This is a genomic window from Marinobacter sp. (assembly GCF_014859525.1).
GTDB lineage: Bacteria > Pseudomonadota > Gammaproteobacteria > Pseudomonadales > Oleiphilaceae > Marinobacter.
This window is the reverse complement of record NZ_JACUUB010000029.1, coordinates 1-18,748: the sequence shown is the minus strand read 5'-3', so window position 1 is coordinate 18,748 and position 18,748 is coordinate 1. Positions and strand designations below refer to the sequence as shown.

The 18,748-nt window shown below is 61.8% G+C and carries 12 protein-coding genes; 8 read left to right on the top strand and 4 right to left on the bottom strand.

Annotated features, from left to right (window positions below):
* Nucleotides 1-37: 37 nt before the first annotated feature.
* Nucleotides 38-1,831 carry an ABC transporter ATP-binding protein/permease gene (locus tag IBX51_RS08130; RefSeq protein WP_291830587.1) on the top strand — a complete coding sequence of 598 codons (1,794 nt, stop codon included), beginning with the start codon at nt 38-40 and terminating at the stop codon, nt 1,829-1,831.
* Between the two features lie 130 nt (nt 1,832-1,961).
* On the opposite strand, the gene recD is transcribed toward IBX51_RS08130, so the two are convergent.
* Genes recD through recC form a run of 3 tightly spaced genes read right to left on the bottom strand, consistent with a single transcriptional unit; the run spans nt 1,962 to nt 11,535 of the window.
* The gene (gene recD, locus IBX51_RS08125; protein WP_291830585.1) at nt 1,962-4,214 is read right to left on the bottom strand and encodes an exodeoxyribonuclease V subunit alpha; all 2,253 of its coding nucleotides are present in this window, start codon (nt 4,212-4,214) and stop codon (nt 1,962-1,964) included.
* A complete protein-coding gene (gene recB / locus IBX51_RS08120; RefSeq protein WP_291830583.1) occupies nt 4,211-7,936 on the bottom strand; it encodes an exodeoxyribonuclease V subunit beta in 3,726 nt (1,241 codons plus the stop codon). The genes recD and recB overlap by 4 nt, the downstream gene beginning before the upstream one ends.
* The gene (gene recC, locus IBX51_RS08115; RefSeq protein ID WP_291830581.1) at nt 7,933-11,535 is read right to left on the bottom strand and encodes an exodeoxyribonuclease V subunit gamma; all 3,603 of its coding nucleotides are present in this window, start codon (nt 11,533-11,535) and stop codon (nt 7,933-7,935) included. The genes recB and recC overlap by 4 nt, the downstream gene beginning before the upstream one ends.
* Before the next feature lie 155 nt (nt 11,536-11,690).
* On the opposite strand from recC, the gene IBX51_RS08110 reads away from it, so the two are divergent.
* The 6 genes from IBX51_RS08110 to IBX51_RS08085 all read left to right on the top strand — a co-directional run bounded on the left by IBX51_RS08110 (nt 11,691) and on the right by IBX51_RS08085 (nt 18,038).
* Nucleotides 11,691-12,476 (top strand): SDR family oxidoreductase, encoded by a 786-nt coding sequence (locus tag IBX51_RS08110; RefSeq protein ID WP_291830579.1) that lies wholly within the window; start codon nt 11,691-11,693, stop codon nt 12,474-12,476.
* Between the two features lie 40 nt (nt 12,477-12,516).
* Nucleotides 12,517-12,945 (top strand): hypothetical protein, encoded by a 429-nt coding sequence (locus IBX51_RS08105; RefSeq protein WP_291830577.1) that lies wholly within the window; start codon nt 12,517-12,519, stop codon nt 12,943-12,945.
* 66 nt (nt 12,946-13,011) lie between these two features.
* The gene (locus IBX51_RS08100) at nt 13,012-13,452 is read left to right on the top strand and encodes a DUF4864 domain-containing protein (RefSeq protein ID WP_291830574.1); all 441 of its coding nucleotides are present in this window, start codon (nt 13,012-13,014) and stop codon (nt 13,450-13,452) included.
* Between the two features lie 90 nt (nt 13,453-13,542).
* Nucleotides 13,543-15,261 carry a VRR-NUC domain-containing protein gene (locus tag IBX51_RS08095; RefSeq protein ID WP_291830572.1) on the top strand — a complete coding sequence of 573 codons (1,719 nt, stop codon included), beginning with the start codon at nt 13,543-13,545 and terminating at the stop codon, nt 15,259-15,261.
* Nucleotides 15,258-17,504 carry an ATP-dependent DNA helicase gene (locus IBX51_RS08090; RefSeq protein WP_291830570.1) on the top strand — a complete coding sequence of 749 codons (2,247 nt, stop codon included), beginning with the start codon at nt 15,258-15,260 and terminating at the stop codon, nt 17,502-17,504. The genes IBX51_RS08095 and IBX51_RS08090 overlap by 4 nt, the downstream gene beginning before the upstream one ends.
* Before the next feature lie 141 nt (nt 17,505-17,645).
* Nucleotides 17,646-18,038: a globin domain-containing protein gene (locus IBX51_RS08085; protein WP_291830569.1), complete on the top strand. Its 393-nt coding sequence runs from the start codon at nt 17,646-17,648 to the stop codon at nt 18,036-18,038.
* A gap of 46 nt (nt 18,039-18,084) precedes the next feature.
* Here IBX51_RS08085 and IBX51_RS08080 read toward each other — a convergent pair whose 3' ends face one another.
* Complete coding sequence (locus IBX51_RS08080) at nt 18,085-18,456, bottom strand: VOC family protein (RefSeq protein ID WP_291830567.1); 372 nt, start codon at nt 18,454-18,456, stop codon at nt 18,085-18,087.
* A 136-nt stretch (nt 18,457-18,592) separates the two neighbouring features.
* Between IBX51_RS08080 and IBX51_RS08075 the strand changes: the two genes are divergently transcribed.
* The coding region (locus IBX51_RS08075; RefSeq protein ID WP_291830627.1) for a lipocalin family protein at nt 18,593-18,748 on the top strand (156 nt) is incomplete at its 3' end.

Here is an 18,748-nt window from a genome sequence, read left to right as displayed (position 1 = left end):
CGTGCGCTCGATTTCTCCGAATTCAAAGGAAGATAAAGTGCGCGCTTACGCCGATAACGACTACCCCGCTGACCACAAACCGGACTGGACGGTCATTTCCGGCCTGTGGCCCTACCTTGCCGAATTCCGGGGCCGGGTGGTGCTGGCGTTAGCCCTGCTGGTGCTGGCCAAACTGGCCACCGTCGCAACCCCGGTGGCCCTGAAATACATTGTCGACTATCTGGACCAGAACCGCGGCGCCGACATGCTGCTGTGGATTCCCATCATCCTGGTGGTGGCCTACGGCTCCCTGCGCTTTGGCGCCACCCTGTTTAGTGAACTTCGCGATGCGGTGTTCGCCCGGGTGGCAGAGCGGGCCATGCGGCGGGTGTCGCTGCGCATCTTTGAACACCTGCACCAGCGCGAGCTGGGCTTTCACCTGGACCGCAAAACCGGCGGCCTGGCCCGGGATATCGAACGGGGCACCAACGGCATCAGCTTCCTGCTGCGCTTCACCCTGTTCAACATTGTGCCTACCATCCTGGAAATCCTGCTGGTAGCGGCCATCTTGCTGGTGGTGTTCAACGTCGGCTACGTGCTGGCCATTCTGGTGGCGGTGGTGGTGTATGTGGTGTTTTCCATCAAGATCACCGAGTGGCGGACCAAGTTCGTGCGCGAGGCCAACGCCCGGGACAACCAGTCCAACTCCCGGGCCATCGACAGCCTGTTGAACTACGAGACCGTCAAATACTTCAACAACGAACGTTACGAGGCGGAGTTGTACGACCAGGACCTGGACGACTGGGAGAAAGCCCGGCTAAAAAACCGCCTGTCTCTGGCCACCCTGAACACTGGCCAGGCCCTGATCATCGGCGTGGCACTGATCGTAATCATGGCCATGGCGGTGAGCGAAGTCGCCAGCGGTGAAATCACCCTGGGCGACTTCACCATGATCAACGCTTACCTGATTCAGTTATTCATCCCCCTGAACGCCCTGGGTTTTGTCTACCGGGAAATCCGCCAGGCCCTGGTGAACGTGGAGCGCCTGTTCAAACTGCTTGGGGATAAACCCGCCATTCAGGACACGACCGATGCCAAACCCCTGGCGGTGGCGAACGGCCAGGTGCAGTTTGAACACATCCATTTCGGTTACCGGCCGGACCTGCCGATCCTGAAAGACGTAGACTTCACCATCCCCGCCGGCCACACCGTGGCCGTCGTTGGCGCCAGCGGTGCCGGCAAGTCTACCCTCGCCCGCTTGCTGTTCCGGTTCTACGATATGGATAAAGGGGCGATCCGTATTGATGGCCAGGATATCCGTGAGGTGACCCAGGACAGCCTGCGCTCGGCCATAGGCGTGGTACCCCAGGATACCGTGTTGTTTAACGATACCCTGTACCGAAACCTGGCCTACGGCAACCCGGCGGCCAGTAAGGAAGAAGTGTACCGAGCCGCGCGCATGGCCCATCTCGAAGATTTTATCCACAGCCTTCCGGAAGGATACGAAACTAAGGTGGGTGAGCGTGGCCTGAAGTTGTCCGGTGGCGAAAAGCAGCGTGTGGCCATTGCCCGGGTGATCCTGAAGAATCCGCCGTTGCTGATTCTGGATGAAGCGACTTCTTCGTTGGATTCTTTGTCAGAACAGGCGATTTTGACTGCCTTGAAAGAGGTGAGTCGTCAGCGCACGACGTTGGTGATTGCCCACCGTCTATCCACCATTCGCGATGCCAACAGCATTCTGGTAATGGATGCTGGCCGAATCGTGGAAAGCGGCAGCCACAACGATTTGCTAGCCCGCGGTGGGCATTATGCGCATCTGTGGGAACAGCAGCACCGGAGTGAGGATAACTGAGAAGTTAGGGCATCAGAGGGTGGTAGGCCTTTCCAGAACCGTGCGGAGCCATGGATGGCGGAGCTCGAGCGTCACATGGACGTGCCGCAGGAGCGTGTTCTGGAAAGGCCTACCACCCTGATGCCCGGGGCTATTGCTCCCCAAGCCGAAGCGCCAGACCAGACGCCCGTACGACCTGTTGGCTCACGCTGTCCTTAAACACCTGAGCATCGCCAGCAATCAGGCTAAACCAGTTCTTTGCCCGGGTAATGCCAGTGTACACCAGCTCTTTGGTGAGCACCGGGCTGAGGCGATCTGGTAGCACCAAGCAGGTGTGGTTGAACTCTGAGCCCTGGGATTTGTGCACGGTCATGGCGTAAACGGTTTCCAGTTGCTGCAGACGGCTGGGGGAAATCCAGCGGATACCGCCGGTGCTGTCACCACTCGGGAAGGCCACCCGCAAGGTGTCTTTTGGCTCACCAGTGGCGCTCCTGTCCCAGGGCACACTGAAAGTGATGCCGATGTCCCCGTTCATCAGGCCCAGATTGTAGTCGTTGCCGGTGACCAGTACCGGCCGGCCGGCATACCAGCCTTCGGTTTTGTCGATCAGTTTCTCCGCCAGCAGCTTTTGGGCGATTTGCTGGTTTAAGCCTTCGACGCCCCAGGGGCCTTTGCGTAACGCACATAGAACCTGGAAGTCGTTGAAGGCTTCCAGCACGTTTGAGGCGTGGGCATCCCAGGCTTCTCGGGAGCTGTCGGCGGTTAAACCGGAGCTGTGGATAACGTCCAGATAATGGCGGTAGCCCACCGGTGGTGGCAGTGCTTGCCCATTCACCACCCGCCCCTGCCCGGCGTTGCGGAAGCTCTCCGGTGTGCCGGTGATGGCGTGGCGGCAGATGAGCTCGAGGGTTTGCTCCGGATCGGGTTTCGGCGTGTGGCCGTTCAGCCAGATCACATCCTCAAACTCGGCGTCCCGGATTTGTGCGAGCACGGTGCCCGTCAGAGCACTGGTGTTCACCGCTTCTGCCAGCTCGCGGATACCGCTGTCCTGCCCGAAGCGGTAGCTTTTGCGCAACATGGCTACGGCCTGGTCAAGCGGCTGGCCGGAGTTATCCACAAGGCTGTCGGGCACTTGAGCGCCGGTGATGGCGGCCAGCCAGCTGGCGGTGTCCGGGGTGTAGTGGGCGTCGAAGGCGCGCTGGCACAGCTCGCCCAGCACGGCGCCGGCATCCACTGAGGCCAGTTGGTCCTTGTCACCCAGCAGGATGAGTTGGGCACTGGCGGGCAGGGCGTCGAACACCGAGGCCATCAGGTCGACATCCACCATGGAGGCTTCATCGATCACCAGGATATCCACCAGCAGCGGGTTGTCCCGGTGGTGGCGGAACTGGCGGGTGTCGGGCCGGCTACCCAGCAACCGGTGCAGGGTGGTGACCTTGGTGGGAATGTCGTTCAGTTGCACGGCGCCGGGCAGGTCAGCCAGCGGCAGCTTGCTGACCGCGCCGCCAATGGATTCGTTCAGGCGGGCGGCGGCCTTGCCGGTGGGTGCGGCCAGGCGGATACGGTATTTGCGCCCTGCGCGCTCCGGGCTTTGCCCGGCCACGGCCTGCAGGGCAGCCAGCAGGTTAACTACCGTGGTGGTCTTGCCGGTGCCCGGGCCGCCGGTAATGACCGCAAAGCAGTTACGGGCGGCCTGGGCGCAGGCCAGTTTCTGGTAATCCACCGCGTCGGTTGGCCGGAACAGTTTGTTCAGCGCCTGCGACAGGGTTTGCGCCGCTGGTGATTGAGGGTCGGCCAGGGGTGAGGGCAACGCCAGCCGTTGCTGGATGCCGTCGGCAATGCGTTGTTCGTAGCGCCAGAACCGGCGCAGATACAACCGGCTGCCGTTCAGTACCAGCGGTGCCGGCACGGAGCCATGACTGACCGCCAGCGAGCCTTGCAGGGCCGCCAGGCAATCGGCCAGCTGCACCCGGGCCAGCAGCTCCTGTGGATAAATCCCTTGCAGGTTGGCCGCCTCGGCTTCGGATAGCCGGGTATGGGCCGGTTCTTCCGGCGGCAGCGCCAGGGTATGGCCGGCATCGGCCAGTAGCGTGGCCAGGTCGATGCAGACATGGCCCCGGCCCACCTGGTGGGAGGTCAGCGCCGCCAACAGCAGCACCAGAGGCTGCGGGCTTTCGCCCTGCTCTTCGCTGAGTTCCCGGATCAGTCGGGCAAAGCCGGTATCCAGCGGGCGAATCCAGCCGGCCTGCTGCCATTGCCCTAACAGGATTACGGTTTCGTTCAGGCTGGCCAATAGCTGTGAGTTATCCACAGGCTTGCGCGGTTCCGTTGCTGTTGTGTTCACCGGCGTGTCGTCGCCAAGGTCCAGGGCAAACTGGTTCTCGGTATGGCGGGTACGGCTCATGCAGCCACCTCCCCGGAGACCGGCTCGCCGTCGAACAGGGCATCCAGTTGCTCGATCAGCAGTCTGGGGGGCTTGTCGGTAAAGGCACCGCCGCTGGCGGAATCGACCCCGCGCAGGAACAGGTACACCGCGCCCCCGATGTGCTGGTCGTAGTCGTAATCCGGCAACCGGGCTTTCAGCAGCCGGTGCAGGGCCAGCAGGTAGAGGATGTATTGCAGATCGTAGCGCTTGTTCAGGATTGCCTGGCCCATGGCCTGGTCGGTGTAGGCGGCGTCGTCCTCGCCCAGAGCATTGGATTTGTAGTCCAGCACGTAATACTGCCCCCTGTGTTCAAACACCAGGTCGATAAAACCTTTGAGCATACCGTTAAACCGGCGGGTTTCGGCCCGTGGCCGGTCCGCGCTGTTCAGGGTGTGACGGGTGACCAGCGCATCCAGCTGCCGGATGCTGACGTTGCGGCTCTCAAACCAGAACTCCAGCTCCGGGCGCAGGCTGCCCAGCCCGGCCAGGCTGGCAGTGCGCTGGCCGTCCCGGTCCAGCTGCAGCGGTTTCTGGATCAGCGTCAGCAGCCACTGCTGCAGAGGTTCCACCCAGTCGCCCCAGCCCCGGGTGCCACAGCGGCGGGTGAGTTGTTCGTGCAGCAGCCCGGGGTTGTCCACAACCCGCTGCAAGCCCTGGGCCGTACACCATTCCAGCAATTCGTGCAGGAAGGTGCCGGGGCCGGCGCCTTTGGGGAAATGGTGGTGGTTGCGCGCGTCGGGCATGGCCGGGGCCTCGTCGGCTGGGCCCTGGGCACTCTCTTCCAGCAGGTTCTGGGTCTGGGCGTCTTCCACCTCGCCGGTGAAGGTAATGCCGGTGCCTGCCATGCCGGTGTATTCGATGCTGGAGTAACTGGCAATCCACCAGTCTTCCCTGGCTTCCCGGCTGGAGACCAGCGCTGGCCCCAGGGCTTCCGGGGCGGTTTCGATGAACACCGTGTCCTGGGGTTCCGGCAGCGGCGTCATGGCGATGTCCGGTCGGCCCTGGGCCAGCGGCGCCAGTGCCTGGCTGATGCCCTGCTCCGGTGATCCGGCCAGTACATAGCCCAACCCGCTCTGCTGCCAGTTATCCACAGCCGCCGCGCCCACCCAGGTGGCAAACCGGGCCCGGGTCAGGGCCACGTAGAGTTTGCGGATGTCCTCGCCGAGACGTTCCTGGTCGGCTTTCTCGATGTCTTCCGGCGTTGGCTCCAATACGGTCATTAATTGGCCGGTGTCATTGTGGTAGCGCACCCAGGCCTGCTTCTGGTTCTCCGCCCGGAAGGCGGTGCCGAAGGGCAGGAACACCAGCGGGTATTCCAGGCCCTTGGACTTGTGCACGGTAATCACCTTCACCAAGCCGGCGTCGCTTTCCAGGCGCAGGGTGCGGTGTTCGTCCTCGTCATCTGCCGTCCGCAGAATCTGGGTGAAGTGGTGCACCAGCGCGTGTTCGCCGTCCAGTTGCAGGCTGTCCTGCTGCAGCAGTTCGGCGATGTGCAGAATGTCGGTGAGCCGTCGTTCGCCATCGGCCCGTTGCAACAGGCGGCCAGGCACTTCGAAATCCATCAGGAAGCTGCGCAGCATGGGCAGCACGCCCTGGCTTTGCCATTGCTGCTGGTAACCCTGAAAGCGCTCGATTTCCTGTTCCAGCACCAGTTCGTCGGTTAGCAGCAGGTCCATTGTCTGCCAGCTCTGGCCCAGGGTCGGTGTGGCCAGTGCGGCGCGAATGAAGGCCAGTTGCCGGGGCTCGGCGAAGGCGCGCAGCCAGCACAACACTTCCTTGGCTTCCGGGGAGGTCAGTACCGAATCCCTGTCCGACAGGTACACGCTCTTGATGCGCCGGCGCCCGAGGGCATCCCGCACCGCGGCCGCCTCGTTGCGGTTGTTCACCAGCACGGCGATGTCGTTGGGAGCCACCGGCTCCAGGTCCGCCGGGTTATCCGGCAGGACAAAGCCCGCCTGCTTCGCCTGGCCCAGGGTCAGCAACCGGGCAATTTCACTGGCGCAGGTTTCGGCCACCTGGGCGGTGGCGGTGCCCTTGGCCAGGCCTTTCGGATTGCCTTCCTTGTCTTCTTCTCCGGATTCGTGGGTCCAGAACACCAGGCTGGGTTGGAGCTTATCCTGCACTGCCCACAGGCGTTTGGTGCCGTTGGCATCGACGCCCTGGAACGGCAGCGGCGTGCTGTCACCTTTGCCGAACAGGAAGGCACCCTTGGCGCTGTGCTGGTCGCTGTGTTCAAACACCCGGTTGACGGCGCTCACCATGGTTTTGGCGGAGCGGAAGTTCTTGCCCAGAGTGTAAGTGCGGGCCTGCACACCCAGGCGGGCCTGCAGGTAGGTGTAAATATCGGCGCCCCGGAAGCCGTAAATGGCCTGTTTCGGGTCACCGATCATCAGCAGGCAGGTGTCCGTGCTGTTGGCTTGCACGTTGTAGACCCGGTTAAAGATGCGGTACTGCACCGGGTCGGTGTCCTGGAATTCGTCAATCAGCGCCACCGGGAACTGGCGGCGAATGGTGGCCGCCAACTGGTCACCCCGAGGGCCATGTAAAGCGTCATCCAGGCGGGTGAGCAGGTCATCAAAGCCCATCTCCGAGCGTTGCTGCTTTTCCGCTTCCAGCCGGCTGGCAATCCAGTGGCTGGCGTGGCGCAGGATGTCGGACTTGGCGCTGGGCTGGTTCTGACCGAACGCCAGCAAGGCTTCGATGGCGTCGAAGGCCGGGTGATGGGGTGCCGGGGCGTCCCCTTTCAGGATGTTATCCAGGCCTTCGGGGGTCTGGTTCTTGAAGCCGGCGGCGCTGTCCAGTTTCTCCGGCAGCAGCTCATCGGATTCGGCCCAGGCCAGCAGGTTTTCCCACACCTTGAGCATGGCGTTCTTGCTGCCGCCGTGCAGGCGTTTGGCTTTGTTCAAGTCGTTCAGCAGATCGGTGACTTCTTGCTGCCACTGGGCCCAGGGGTGCGCTTTCAGTTCATTGGCCCGTGCCAGCCGTTCGCTGACCGCCTGGTTGATGGCCTGGTGCACGTTCTCTGGCGGTGTGCCCAGGGCGTCCGGATCGTCGATCAGATTGCGCACGGCCTTGCGCAGGTCGGTGGGGGTTTTCCAGTGGCTGAGAGCTTCATCCATCAGGGTTGGCGGTAGCGGATAGACAAAGGTACGCCAGTAATCCCGGGCTACGTCTTCCAGCAGTTCGCTCTGGTCGGTGGCCAGGGTGAGTTTGAACAGGCTGCCGCTGTCGAAGGCGTGTTCGCTGAGCATGCGGTTACACCAGCCGTGGATGGTGGACACCGCCGCCTCGTCCATCCATTCGGCGGCCAGCAGCAGTTTCTTGCGGCAGTCGGGCCAGGTTGCCGGGTCCGGATAACTGTCATCCCGTAACTTGTGGATAAGGGCGGTTTCCGGGGTGGGTTCCAGGCGACCGGCAGCGTCGGAAAACACCTCGGCAGCCTGGGTCAGCCGGGTGCGGATGCGGTCCCGCAGCTCCTTGGTGGCGGCCTCGGTAAAGGTCACTACCAGCAGGTTAGGCGGCAGCAGATTCTGCAGCGGGCTGTCTTCGCCCTGGCCATGGCCCAGCACCAGGCGCACATAGAGAATGGCGATGGTGAAGGTTTTGCCGGTGCCGGCACTGGCCTCGATCAGGGCACTGCCGTGCAGGGGCAGCGCCAGCGGGTCCAGGTTCGGGTTACGGTTGCCGATTGCGCGACTCATGCTTGTTCCTCCTGGTAACCCACCTGCTCGGCTGCTGATTTGCCCTGCTCTGCTTCCCAAAGGGGAACATAGAGTTGATGCAGCAAGGCTTCGAATTCGCCGCTGGCCATTAACGCCCCGGGGCTTTCAAAGGCGCCGCGCAGGTAGCCGGTGTCTCGCTCCAGGGCCGTGGTATAGGCCTGCTCTGCCTCACTGACGGCCCGTTCGTGGTCACCTATGTATTTCTTGCCGCCGTAGAAACTGGTGATCCAGGCAAAGCTGGCTTCGCAGTGAACGGGCAGGGCCCGGGTGGTGGCGTCCATCCAGCGGCCGAGAATGACTTCTAAGTGTTTGCGTGCCTGTTCGGGTGCCAGCACCGGGAAGTGGAATTTTCGGCCTTCTTCCTTGGCCAGAATCAGGGTTTCAAAGGGCTGGCCGCTGAGTTGCCCGGCCAGGTGTATCAGCCAGTCTTGCAGCAGGTTGGCGTAGCGGACTTTTTTAGAGTAGCCGGAACCGGTGAGCAGGCCGGAGCTGGCGATGACCAGCCGGCACAGCTGGCCCCCAGGGTTGCAGCGCAGGTTGTCGATCAGGTCCGCCACGTCCACTGCCCCCAGGTCGCCTGAATAGCGAAACTCGAAGGGTAATGGCTCGGCCACCGCTTCCGGCCATTCCGCCAGGGCGCCGCGATAGCGTTCGAACAGGTCCGGCAACCGGCCGGCCAGTTCGGTGCGCAGGCGGTGTTCGGTGACCCCCATACCCAGGTCACCGCGCCGGGCCATGCGGTCCAGGCTGGTTGCCAGCCGTTCGTGCAGCTCTTCCTCGCTGGCGGCTTTCAGTACGCTGTGCTGGATCAGTTCGTTATCCAGGCGCCAGCGGTCCAGGCCGTTCAGGTCGAAGTTTTCGTTGTCGGTATCTTCGTCTTCCACCTCTTCAAAGCGCACCTGCAGCCGGCGCTGGTAGAAGGTGTCGATGGGCTTTTTCAGGAAGTTCGCCAGCTCGTTCAGGCTGATGGGTTCTTCCGGCGCCTGGTACGGCAATGCCTGATGGGCCTGCTCGAGGGCTTCCACACCGTGGGCGCTGCGCCATTCCCGTTCGTAGGTGAACAAGCCACGGGCCTGCAGCACCTCGGCCAGCGGTCTGGGCTGGGCTTCTTCGCCTTCGCCCACGCCATTGGCTTTCGGGAAGTAATCCCGGCTGAAGGGTTGCAACGGGTGTTGGGTGGTCAGGGCTTTGGTAACGGGCAGTTCCGGTTGCCCCGGCACCGCCCACAGGCTGTCCAGGTGATCCTGCAGCTGGCCGATCAAGACCGAGGGTGGCCGCTCGGAATCGTCCTTGATGCTGCGCCCGACCCAGCTGATGTAAAGCTGTTCCCGGGCGGATAACAGGGCTTCCAGGAACAGGTAGCGGTCGTCTTCCCGGCGGGAGCGGTCGCCGGGCCGGTAATCCTGGGCCATCAGGTCGAAATCCACCGGCGGACGGGAGCGCGGGTAGTCGCCATCGTTCATGCCCAGCAGGCACACCTTGCGAAAGGGAATGGCCCGCATCGGCATCAGGGTGGCGAAGTTCACCTTGCCGGCCAGGAAGCGCTGGTTCAGACCGCCTTCGTCCAGGCCCTGCAAAAGCACATCTTTGACGATGTTCAGGGGCAGTGGCTGGCAATCCAGGCCGGCGGCGAGGGCATCTTCCAGCCATTGCTCCAGCTGACGGCGGAAGCGGTTCAGCAACAGCAGGTCCTGGCCTTCCACCTTGTGGAAAAATTGCTCGAGCATGGTGGAGAACAGGGCTTCCCATTGCTCCGGAGTGCGGGTGGTTTGCAGTGCCTGCCACAGGGTTTCTAGCTGGTGCACGAACTCTCCCAGGCGACCGGCCAGGCTGGCTTGCAGGCCACCGATTTCGCCATAGGGTTCTACCCCGCCCCAGGGTTCGTCATCGCCCATGCCATAACCCAGCAGCATGGACCGAAGGCCTGACTGCCAGGTGTTGCGATCCAGCTCCGCCGGCAGCGACAGGCTTTCCCGGTGCTGGCCATGCAGGCCCCAACGGATATTGGCACCTTCCACCCAGCGCCGGGCCAGGGGGATGTCATCCTCGCTGATATCAAAGCGGTCGCGGATGCCGGGCACTTCCAGCAGACTGATGATCTCGCTCACGCCAAAGCGGCTGCGGGGCAGCGACATCAGGGTTTCCAGAGCAATCAGCACCGGTTCGTGGTGGCGCTGGCCCTGGTCGGAAATGGTGAATGGAATGTGGCGTCTGCGCCCCGGCGAATAGCGGCCGAATACGGCCTGGATGTGGGGCGCGTACACGTTGATATCCGGTACCATGACGATCACATCCCGGGGCCGCAGGGTGGGGTCGGCATTGAACGCGGCCAGCAGCTGGTCGTGCAGGATTTCCACTTCCCGCTGGGGGCCGTGGGCATTGTGGAACACCACCGAATGATCTTTGGCCAGATCCACCGTGCGCTGCTGCTGGCGAATTTCCTGCAGTGGCGTCAGGTTGTGGATATCGTTCTGCAACTGATGCAGCAGGCAGGGGTTATCCACATCGCCATGATCGGTGAAGATGTCGATCTTCTGGCCCGGGGTCTGGAAGCTGGCGCGGTAGTCGTCCGGGTTGTCGAACTCATCCAGCAAGCGGATGTAGTCCCGGCCCTGTTTGCCCCAGGCGGCCAGCAAGGGGTTGGCGTGCTGGTGCAGCTGGTCCGGGTCATCAATCTGTGACAGCACCGGGTGTGCGGCACCCCGTTTGCGTTCGGCTTTCAGCAGCTCCCGGTCGCTGATGATGTCGGCCCAGTAGAACTGGCAGGGGTTGTGCACGCACAGCACCACCTGGCTGAACCGGCTCAATACATACAAAGCTTCGAGTGCCTGCCTCGGCAGGGATGACACCCCGAACACCACGATGCGCCTGGGCAAGCGCCCCGGATTGGCCGGCTGGCTGATGCGCTGGCCCTGCGCCATAAAGCGAGTGTGAATCTGCGAGCGGCTGGTGTGGGCCTCGCTGCCCACGTCTTCTACCAGCTTGCGCCAGAGTAACGGCTGCCAGAGGGTTTCCGCATCCAGGGCCTTTTCCTCACCCCGGGCGGTAATCACCACATCCTTGCCCTGCTCCCAGGCCGCCAGCCAGTCGGCGCGGAACACCTGGTACTGGTCGAACAGGTCGGCCACTTTCTCGGCCAGCTGGAAATTGCGCAGGTCGGTGTCGCTACCGTCCAGAAACCGCGCCAGGGGCGTAAAGGCGTCATCCTGGCCCACCAGCGCCGGCAACAACCGGTACAGCCGCCACACCAGACGGCGCTTGTCGAAAGGAGACTGCTCCGGCACTTCGCCATCGGGCAACACCGCCCGGTAGGCCTGCCAGATAAAGCGCGCAGGAAACAGGAACTCCATGCCGGCAGCAATGCCCAGACCGCCTTCCACGCCATCGTCGGTGCGCTTTTCGGCCAGTGCCAGCTTCAACCACTGGGCGATGCCGTTACTCTGCACCAGAAAGGTCTCGCTCTGCAGCGGCGGCATCGGGTTCTGCCGGCAGATGTAGACCACGGCGCGGCGCAGGTCTTCCAGGTGGTTGGCGTGGATGGCGTGAAAGCCGGGTTCGATGGTGGGTGAAGCCGCCATGGGATTCCTTGTTTGGTGTTCGAGTCAATCCTGATGGTACAGGTTACCGTATGTGACCACAGATGCGGACCGTCTGTAACGGCCAATCGCAGTCAATTGTAGTCAACCGGCGCGACAGAATGCGTCGTAATGTGTGGGCAACCAGGAGTGCTGATATGTGGGCATTGATTACCGGGGCGGGATCCGGCATTGGTCGGGCGCTGGCGTTGGAGCTGGCCGGTCAGGGTTACGATCTGATCCTCTCGGGCCGCACGGCCTCCAGGCTTGAGCAGGTTGCAGAAATCATCCGACGGGATGCACCAACCCGCCAGGTTATAACCCTGTCGGTAGAGCTGGCGGACCCGGTCAGCACCCGCGACCTGGCACAGCAGGTGATTGATTCCGTTGATCATCTTGCCGCCTTTGTCCATTGCGCCGGTGTGGGGGAGCCGGCAGCGGACTTCGCCAGCCTGCAGCTCTACGATTTTCAGGAGGCATTGGCGGTAAACGTGTCGGCTCCGATGTTGCTCACGCAGTCGTTATTGCCGCTTTTTCAGCAGGGCGATACGGCCGCCAGAATTATCATGATCGGGGCGGGCATGGACAAACACGCGCAGCCGGGCACCGGCAGTTACGGCATCAGTAAAATGGCGTTGAGGCGTCTGGTACAGCAGTTGTCGGTGGAGTTTTCGACCATGGAGGCAGGGCCGGTTGTCAGCCTGTTCCAGCCTGGTCTGGTCGACACGCCGGGCATCCGGGAGCACGTCCGCAAGGCCCGGCGGCTGAAGTTACCCCACGGCCAGTGGCTGAGCGATCGGCTGGATTCCAGGCAATGCCTGACGGCGGAGCAGGCGGCCAGCGCCCTCGCATATACCTTGACCCAGGTACCGGACAGTGAGTTTGACGGTGCCGAATTCAGGGCCACTGAGCTGGTGGATTCGTTGTCGTTCAGCGGCAGTTGAGCGCCGGCAGGATGTTGGCCCGGGACATCATCGAGCAACTATGAACAAGATTGATTTAGTCCGCGTAGCGGTCGACCAGCACCTGTCCGATACCTACGATCTTCTGGCGATGCGTCTGCTTTTTCCACCGGAGCGGGTGGTGGTGCCGATCGACAGGGAGATCAAGGATTTGTTCCTGTATCCGGAACGCCTGGAGACAAGCTACCGGCATGAGTGGACGTCGATCGCGACCAGAGCCTTGTTCAACCACGGTTTTGCCGATCACTGGCGTACCGACCAGGATAACCTCGACCGTTACCTCGCATCGCTCAGAGAGCAGTCGATCCCCCGGTGTATCCACAACCACGTTGGGTTATTCCAGATGCTGGGAGAAGTGATTGCCATCCAGCGTTCAGACAACACCATCGCGTTTCCTGACCCAAGGCGCCGCGCGCTGATGCGATTGATCTGGCCTGAGCAGCAACACTGACGGATCAATCCACCGCCACAGTGGTAGCGTATTGATTAAACATTGAACGCAAAATGGGTGGTCGTCATGGGGCTTAACAGCGTCAACATCAAAACCGGCATCATTCTGGCGCTCACAGCGGCGTTGGTACTTGCGCTGGCATGGTCTTCCAGACCCCTGGCGGACGACGCGGATGCCGATATCCAGAACGCCATCCTCAGCCAGATCGAAGCCTTCGCCAATGAGGATGAGGTTCAGGCCTGGGCGTATGCCTCGGAAGGGATCAAGCGCCGGTTCGGCACCTCCGAGGGGTTCCTGGCCATGGTCCGCGAGGCCTACCCGGCCGTTCACAGCGCGACCGCCATCGAGTTTGCCGAGCGGGTGCCTCATGGCGGCTTTGACATCCAGGTGGTTCGACTGCAAGGGCCCGAGGGTAAACGCTGGGATGCCTATTACCGTATGGAGATGACGGACGGCGCCTGGAAGATTGCCGGCGTTCGTTTGCAGCCTGCGGATCTGGGTATCTGAACGCGGGTGTGCTCTCGAGAATAATTGGGTGCCAGTCCTCTGATATAGTGTTTTGAGGCTACATCGGAGCAGGTAAAACCTCTGAGCATTATGATCACAGAATTCACAGGCCAGCGCCCGCAAACAGCAAACCTTCAAGACCCCCTGTATTACCTGAGCAACATGGACACCATCGTGTCCTGGGTGGCTGATCATCACGCCGATTTGTTGAGTGAATGGGAGCAAGCCCGGCTGGAGGCGTTTACCAACCTGGCGACCGGGCCGAGGGCGTTACTCTCGCGCATGGTGATGCGCACCGGGGAGCTGTTCCGGGCCGACAAGCTGCGCTACCCGGAACTGCCGGTGCCGGAGGCCGAAGCGCTCAAGTTATTGGTGCAGGAGGGCTGGCTGGATAACTCGCCGGAGCTGAGCCTGGACGATCTGTTCCGGCTGTTTACCCTGGCTGAGCTAAGGCCGGTCTTTGGCGGTTGGCTGCACCAACAGGGCCACCCGAAAACGCTGGGAAAAGCTCAGATGCGGGAGTTTCTGGCGGAAGCGTTCAGTGAACCAAGGCCCCTGCGGCACTGGCTGGCAGAGGCTGTCGGTGAACAGGCCCCGGAAGTGGTCCAGCTCCAGGATATGGCCCTGTTTGACCGCACCCGCCTGATGTTCTTCGGCAATCTGCGCCAGAGCTGGACCGACTTTGTGCTGGTGGAACTGGGCGTGCAGCAATTCGAGCCGGTGCCCTTTACCCCGGAATCCCGCGCCTTTCAGCATCGCTCGGAAGTGGACTGTTACCTGCAGATGCACCAGTGCCGGGAACGGCTCGACGACGGCGAACCGCCGGCGGAGGTCTGGTCTGATGTACCCGGGCCTGTGGATAATCCCTGGCTCACCAGCCGCCGGGACCGGCTGTTGCTGGAACTGGGCCGGCAGGCGGAGCGCCAGGGCGAGCAGGAGCTGGCGTTGCAGGTATGGGCCGCCAGTGGTCATCGGGAAGCACGACTGAAACAGCTGCGGTTGCTGGAACGAATGAAGCGTTTTGATGAAGCCTGGTCCATCGCCTGCCAATGGCAGACCTCGGAATTGAGCGACGCCGAAGCCCAGGGTCTGAGCCGCCTGCTGAAACGGCTGGCAGCCAAGGTGGGGGCCGACACACCCGAGCCTGGGGATAATCCCCCACTGCAGGAATTCACCCTCACCCTGCCGAAACCGGAAGCCGGCAGCGTGGAGCGGGCGGCGCTGATGCATTTGGGTACGGACGCGGCCCCGGTGTTCTATGTAGAAAACACCCTGATCAACGCCCTGTTTGGGCTGCTGTGCTGGCCGGTGATCTTCAAACCCCTGCCCGGCGCCTTCTTCCATCCGTTCCATGTTGGCCCGGCCGACCTGACCCGGGCCGATTTTGTAGCGAGGCGAAAGCGGGCGTTTGAGCAGCGTTTCAGTTTGCTGGCAACCGGCGATTATCCCCGGGAGATTCTGGACAGCTTCCGGAACAAACAAGGCATCGCCAATCCCTTCGTGTTCTGGCCGGTACTCGATGAAGAGCTGTTGGAGCTGGCCCTGCACTGCATTCCCCCGCGCCACCTGGAGGCCCTGTTCCGCCGCCTGCTCAACAACATCAAGGAACACCGCAGCGGCTTCCCCGACCTGATCCGGCTGGTGCCGGACGCGGAGCAACCGGAACAGCGCTATGAAATGATCGAGGTAAAAGGCCCCGGCGACCGATTGCAGGATCACCAGGTACGCTGGTTGCAGTTCTTCGCCCGTGAGGGCATCCCGGCCAGTGTGTGCTATGTGCGCTGGCAGGCCCATGAGACAAGCCTGTGAAAGTCGCCGTTCGCACCCTGTGTGAATTCGCAGCCCGCCATGGCGATCTGGACTTCCGCTACACCCCGGCGCCAAGTGCCGAGGAGGGCATGGCCGGCCATCAGGCGATCCAGGCAAAACGCGGTTACGGCTACAAAAGCGAGTATTCACTTACCGGTAACTGTTTGGGGCTGGAGCTTTCTGGCCGGGCGGATGGCTACCACTCCTACAAGAACCGGCTGGAAGAAATCAAAACCCATCGGGGCGATGTGTCTCGCATTCGCCCCCACCAGCGCGGCCTGCACCGGGCCCAGTTGCGGACTTACGGCGCCCTGTTGTGCCGGCAGGACAACCGCAAAAGCGTGGAGCTGGCCCTGGTTTATTACGACACCGGCCGGGACAAGGAAATGGTGCTCACCGAAACCGCCAAAGCCGACGAGCTCTGGCAGGAACTGGAAACCCTGTGTGGCCGCTACAAAGCCTGGGCCGAGCAGGAAGAGCACCATCGGGAGCAGCGCGATGCCCTGTTGGTCAGCCTCACCTTTCCGTTCCCGGATTTTCGCCCCCGGCAACGGCAGCTGGCGGAAACCGTCTACAAGAACTCCATGAAAGCCGGCACCCTGCTGCTGGAAGCTCCCACCGGCCTGGGTAAAACTCTGGGTACCCTGTTCCCGGCCCTGATGGCGATGCCACCGGCCAAGCAGGACCGGCTGTTCTACCTCACCTGCCGCAACACCGCCCGGCAACTGGCGCTGGATGCGGTGGATAAGTTGCGGGCCGCCCAGGATAAGCGGCAGCCCTGGCCGCTGCGCACCCTGGAACTGGTATCGAAAGACGACGCCTGCGAACACCCGGACAAAGCCTGCCACGGCGAGTCTTGCCCCTTGGCAAAAGGCTTCTTCGACCGCCTGCCCGATGCCCGGGCTGAGGCGGTGCAGAGCAAAGAGCCGTTAAATCAGGACGTTTTAGCGAGAATCGCCGCAGGTCATGACATTTGCCCGTATTTCCTCGCCCAGGAAATGGCCCGCTGGAGTGACCTGGTGATTGGCGACGTGAACCGGCTGTTCGACCAGTCGGCCCTGCTGCACGGCCTGATTCGCCAGAACAACTGGCAAGCCAGCGTGCTGGTAGACGAAGCCCATAACCTGGTGGACCGTGCCCGGGGCATGTACTCGGTGCAGCTGGAACAACAGCGCTTACTGAAACTGAAGAAGACCGCCCCCAAACCGGTAAAAGCAGCGCTGGACCGCACTGCCCGGGCCTGGCAGGCGCTGATACGGGATCACGGTGAACAGGCCCAGCCGGTATTTCTGGCCACCCTGCCGCCGCAATTGCTGGGCGCGTTGCAGGCCATGGTTTCTGTAATCACCGATTACCTGGCCGACAACCCGCCGGACCTGGCCCTGCAGGAGGTGATGTTCGAAAGCGTGGCGTTTATGAAATTGGCGGACGGCTTCGGTGATCATTCCCTGTGTGAATTTCAGCGCAGCGGCCGTGGCCGGGCCAGCCTGACCATCCAGAACCTGATCCCGGCCGATTTCCTCACCGAACGCTTCAAGGCCGCGCACTCGGTACTCCTGTTCTCCGCTACCCTCAGCCCCGGCGTTTATTACCGGGATCTACTTGGTCTGCCGGAAGACGCCCGCTTCACCACCCTGCCCAGCCCGTTCAGTGCCGAGCAATTGCAGGTGCAGTTCACCCCCGGTATCAGCACCCGGCAGGTGCATCGGGAGGGCTCGCTGCAACCCATCGCCGAACTGATCGCCAGACAGTATCGGGACCGGCCGGGCCATTACCTAGCGTTTTTCAGCAGTTTTAAGTATGCGAAGGAAGTGAGTGATGCACTGGCAGAACAGGGACCGGATATACCTCAGCGTTCCCAGCAGCCGGGCATGAGCCCGGAGCAGCGCCGGCAGTTTCTGGCGGAATTTCAGAAACCCGAAGGCAGCGTCGCCTTTGCGGTACTCGGCGGCGTGTTCAGTGAAGGCATCGACCTGCCCGGCGACCAGTTGATCGGCGCCTTCGTGGCGACCCTGGGCCTGCCGCCCTTCGACCCCTGGCACGAAATCCTCAAAGACCGCCTGCAGCAACGCTTTGGCGAAGGCTACAACTACACCTACCTGATTCCCGGCCTGCAGAAAGTGGCCCAGGCCGCCGGCCGGGTGATCCGCACCCCGGAAGACCAGGGCGTAATCTGGCTGATTGATGACCGATTTCTGCAGCCGCCGATAAAACGACTGTTACCGGGGTGGTGGTTTTCCTGAGAAGGCAGTAACGACCGTCCACAAAAAGCTGTCGCTGATAGCGTCAGGTGTTACAACTCGCTATGGAAAATCTTGTTCGCTTGCTTAGAATCCGTGGCCTCTAATGACAACCCTCCCGTTGATCAAGGACACAGATTGCAAATGAACCCAACGGATCTCGTTTTTCAAAGCTATGGCCGGTGCTGCCGAAAAGATGAATTCTTCGTCGATTTTTACGACTTCTTCATGGCCAGTTCCGACGCCATCCGCAACCGGTTTGTCGATACCGACATGTCTGCCCAGCGCCACCTGCTGCGCAATGGCGTGATGCAGATTATCCTGGTGGCCCGTGGTATGTCAGATCGCAAACTCAAGGATCTGGGCCAGAGCCACAACCGCCACCACTACAATATCCAGCCGGAGTGGTACGGATTGTGGGAAGAAGCCCTGCTGAAAACCGTGCGGGTGCACGACCCGGAATACACACCGGAACTGCGCCAGGCCTGGCGGGAAGTGCTCAAGCCGGGGATTGATCTGATTCGCGGCGCTTATTGAGTTCCGTCATCAACAAAAAGGCCCCGATATGGGGCCTTTTGCAGGCTTAGCTGAACTCGAAGAATGCCAGCTTGTTACCGTCCGGGTCTCGCACATAGGCGCCGTAGAACATATCCGGAATACGTTGCCCAGGCTCTCCATCGCAGGTTGCGCCCAGCTCAATGGCTTTGTGATAAAACTTATCCACAGCTTCTTTGGAACCCGCCGGGATGGCCACCATGTTGCCATTGCCTGGATGGTTGGGCTCACCGTTGAACGGTACGCACACCGCCAACATGGGCTTGGCCATGCTCTCGCCGATAAACGCGATGCGCTCCAGATCGAGCAGCACCTTGCCACCCAGGTCCTCCAGCAGGTCACAATAGAACTGCTTGGCCTTGCCTATATCGCTGACACCGAGGGTTACGTATCCGATCATGCTGGTTCTCCGTGGTTGATTGAGGTTCAGTATACGTCGTATTTGGCATTTCAGAGCATAGGCAATCACAGCAGTGTTTTCGCCGGCGCTTTGCTATGGTTTCTTTTGTATCTCCCTGAATGAAGGACAGCTCCTGATGAAACCCTTTGCCCTGCTGACCACCCTGCTCCTGTTCCTGACCGGCTGCACCGGCCTGCCCAAAGGCATCGAACCGGTCACCGGTTTCGATAAAGACCGCTACCTGGGCACCTGGTACGAAATCGCCCGGCTGGACCACTCCTTCGAGCGGGGC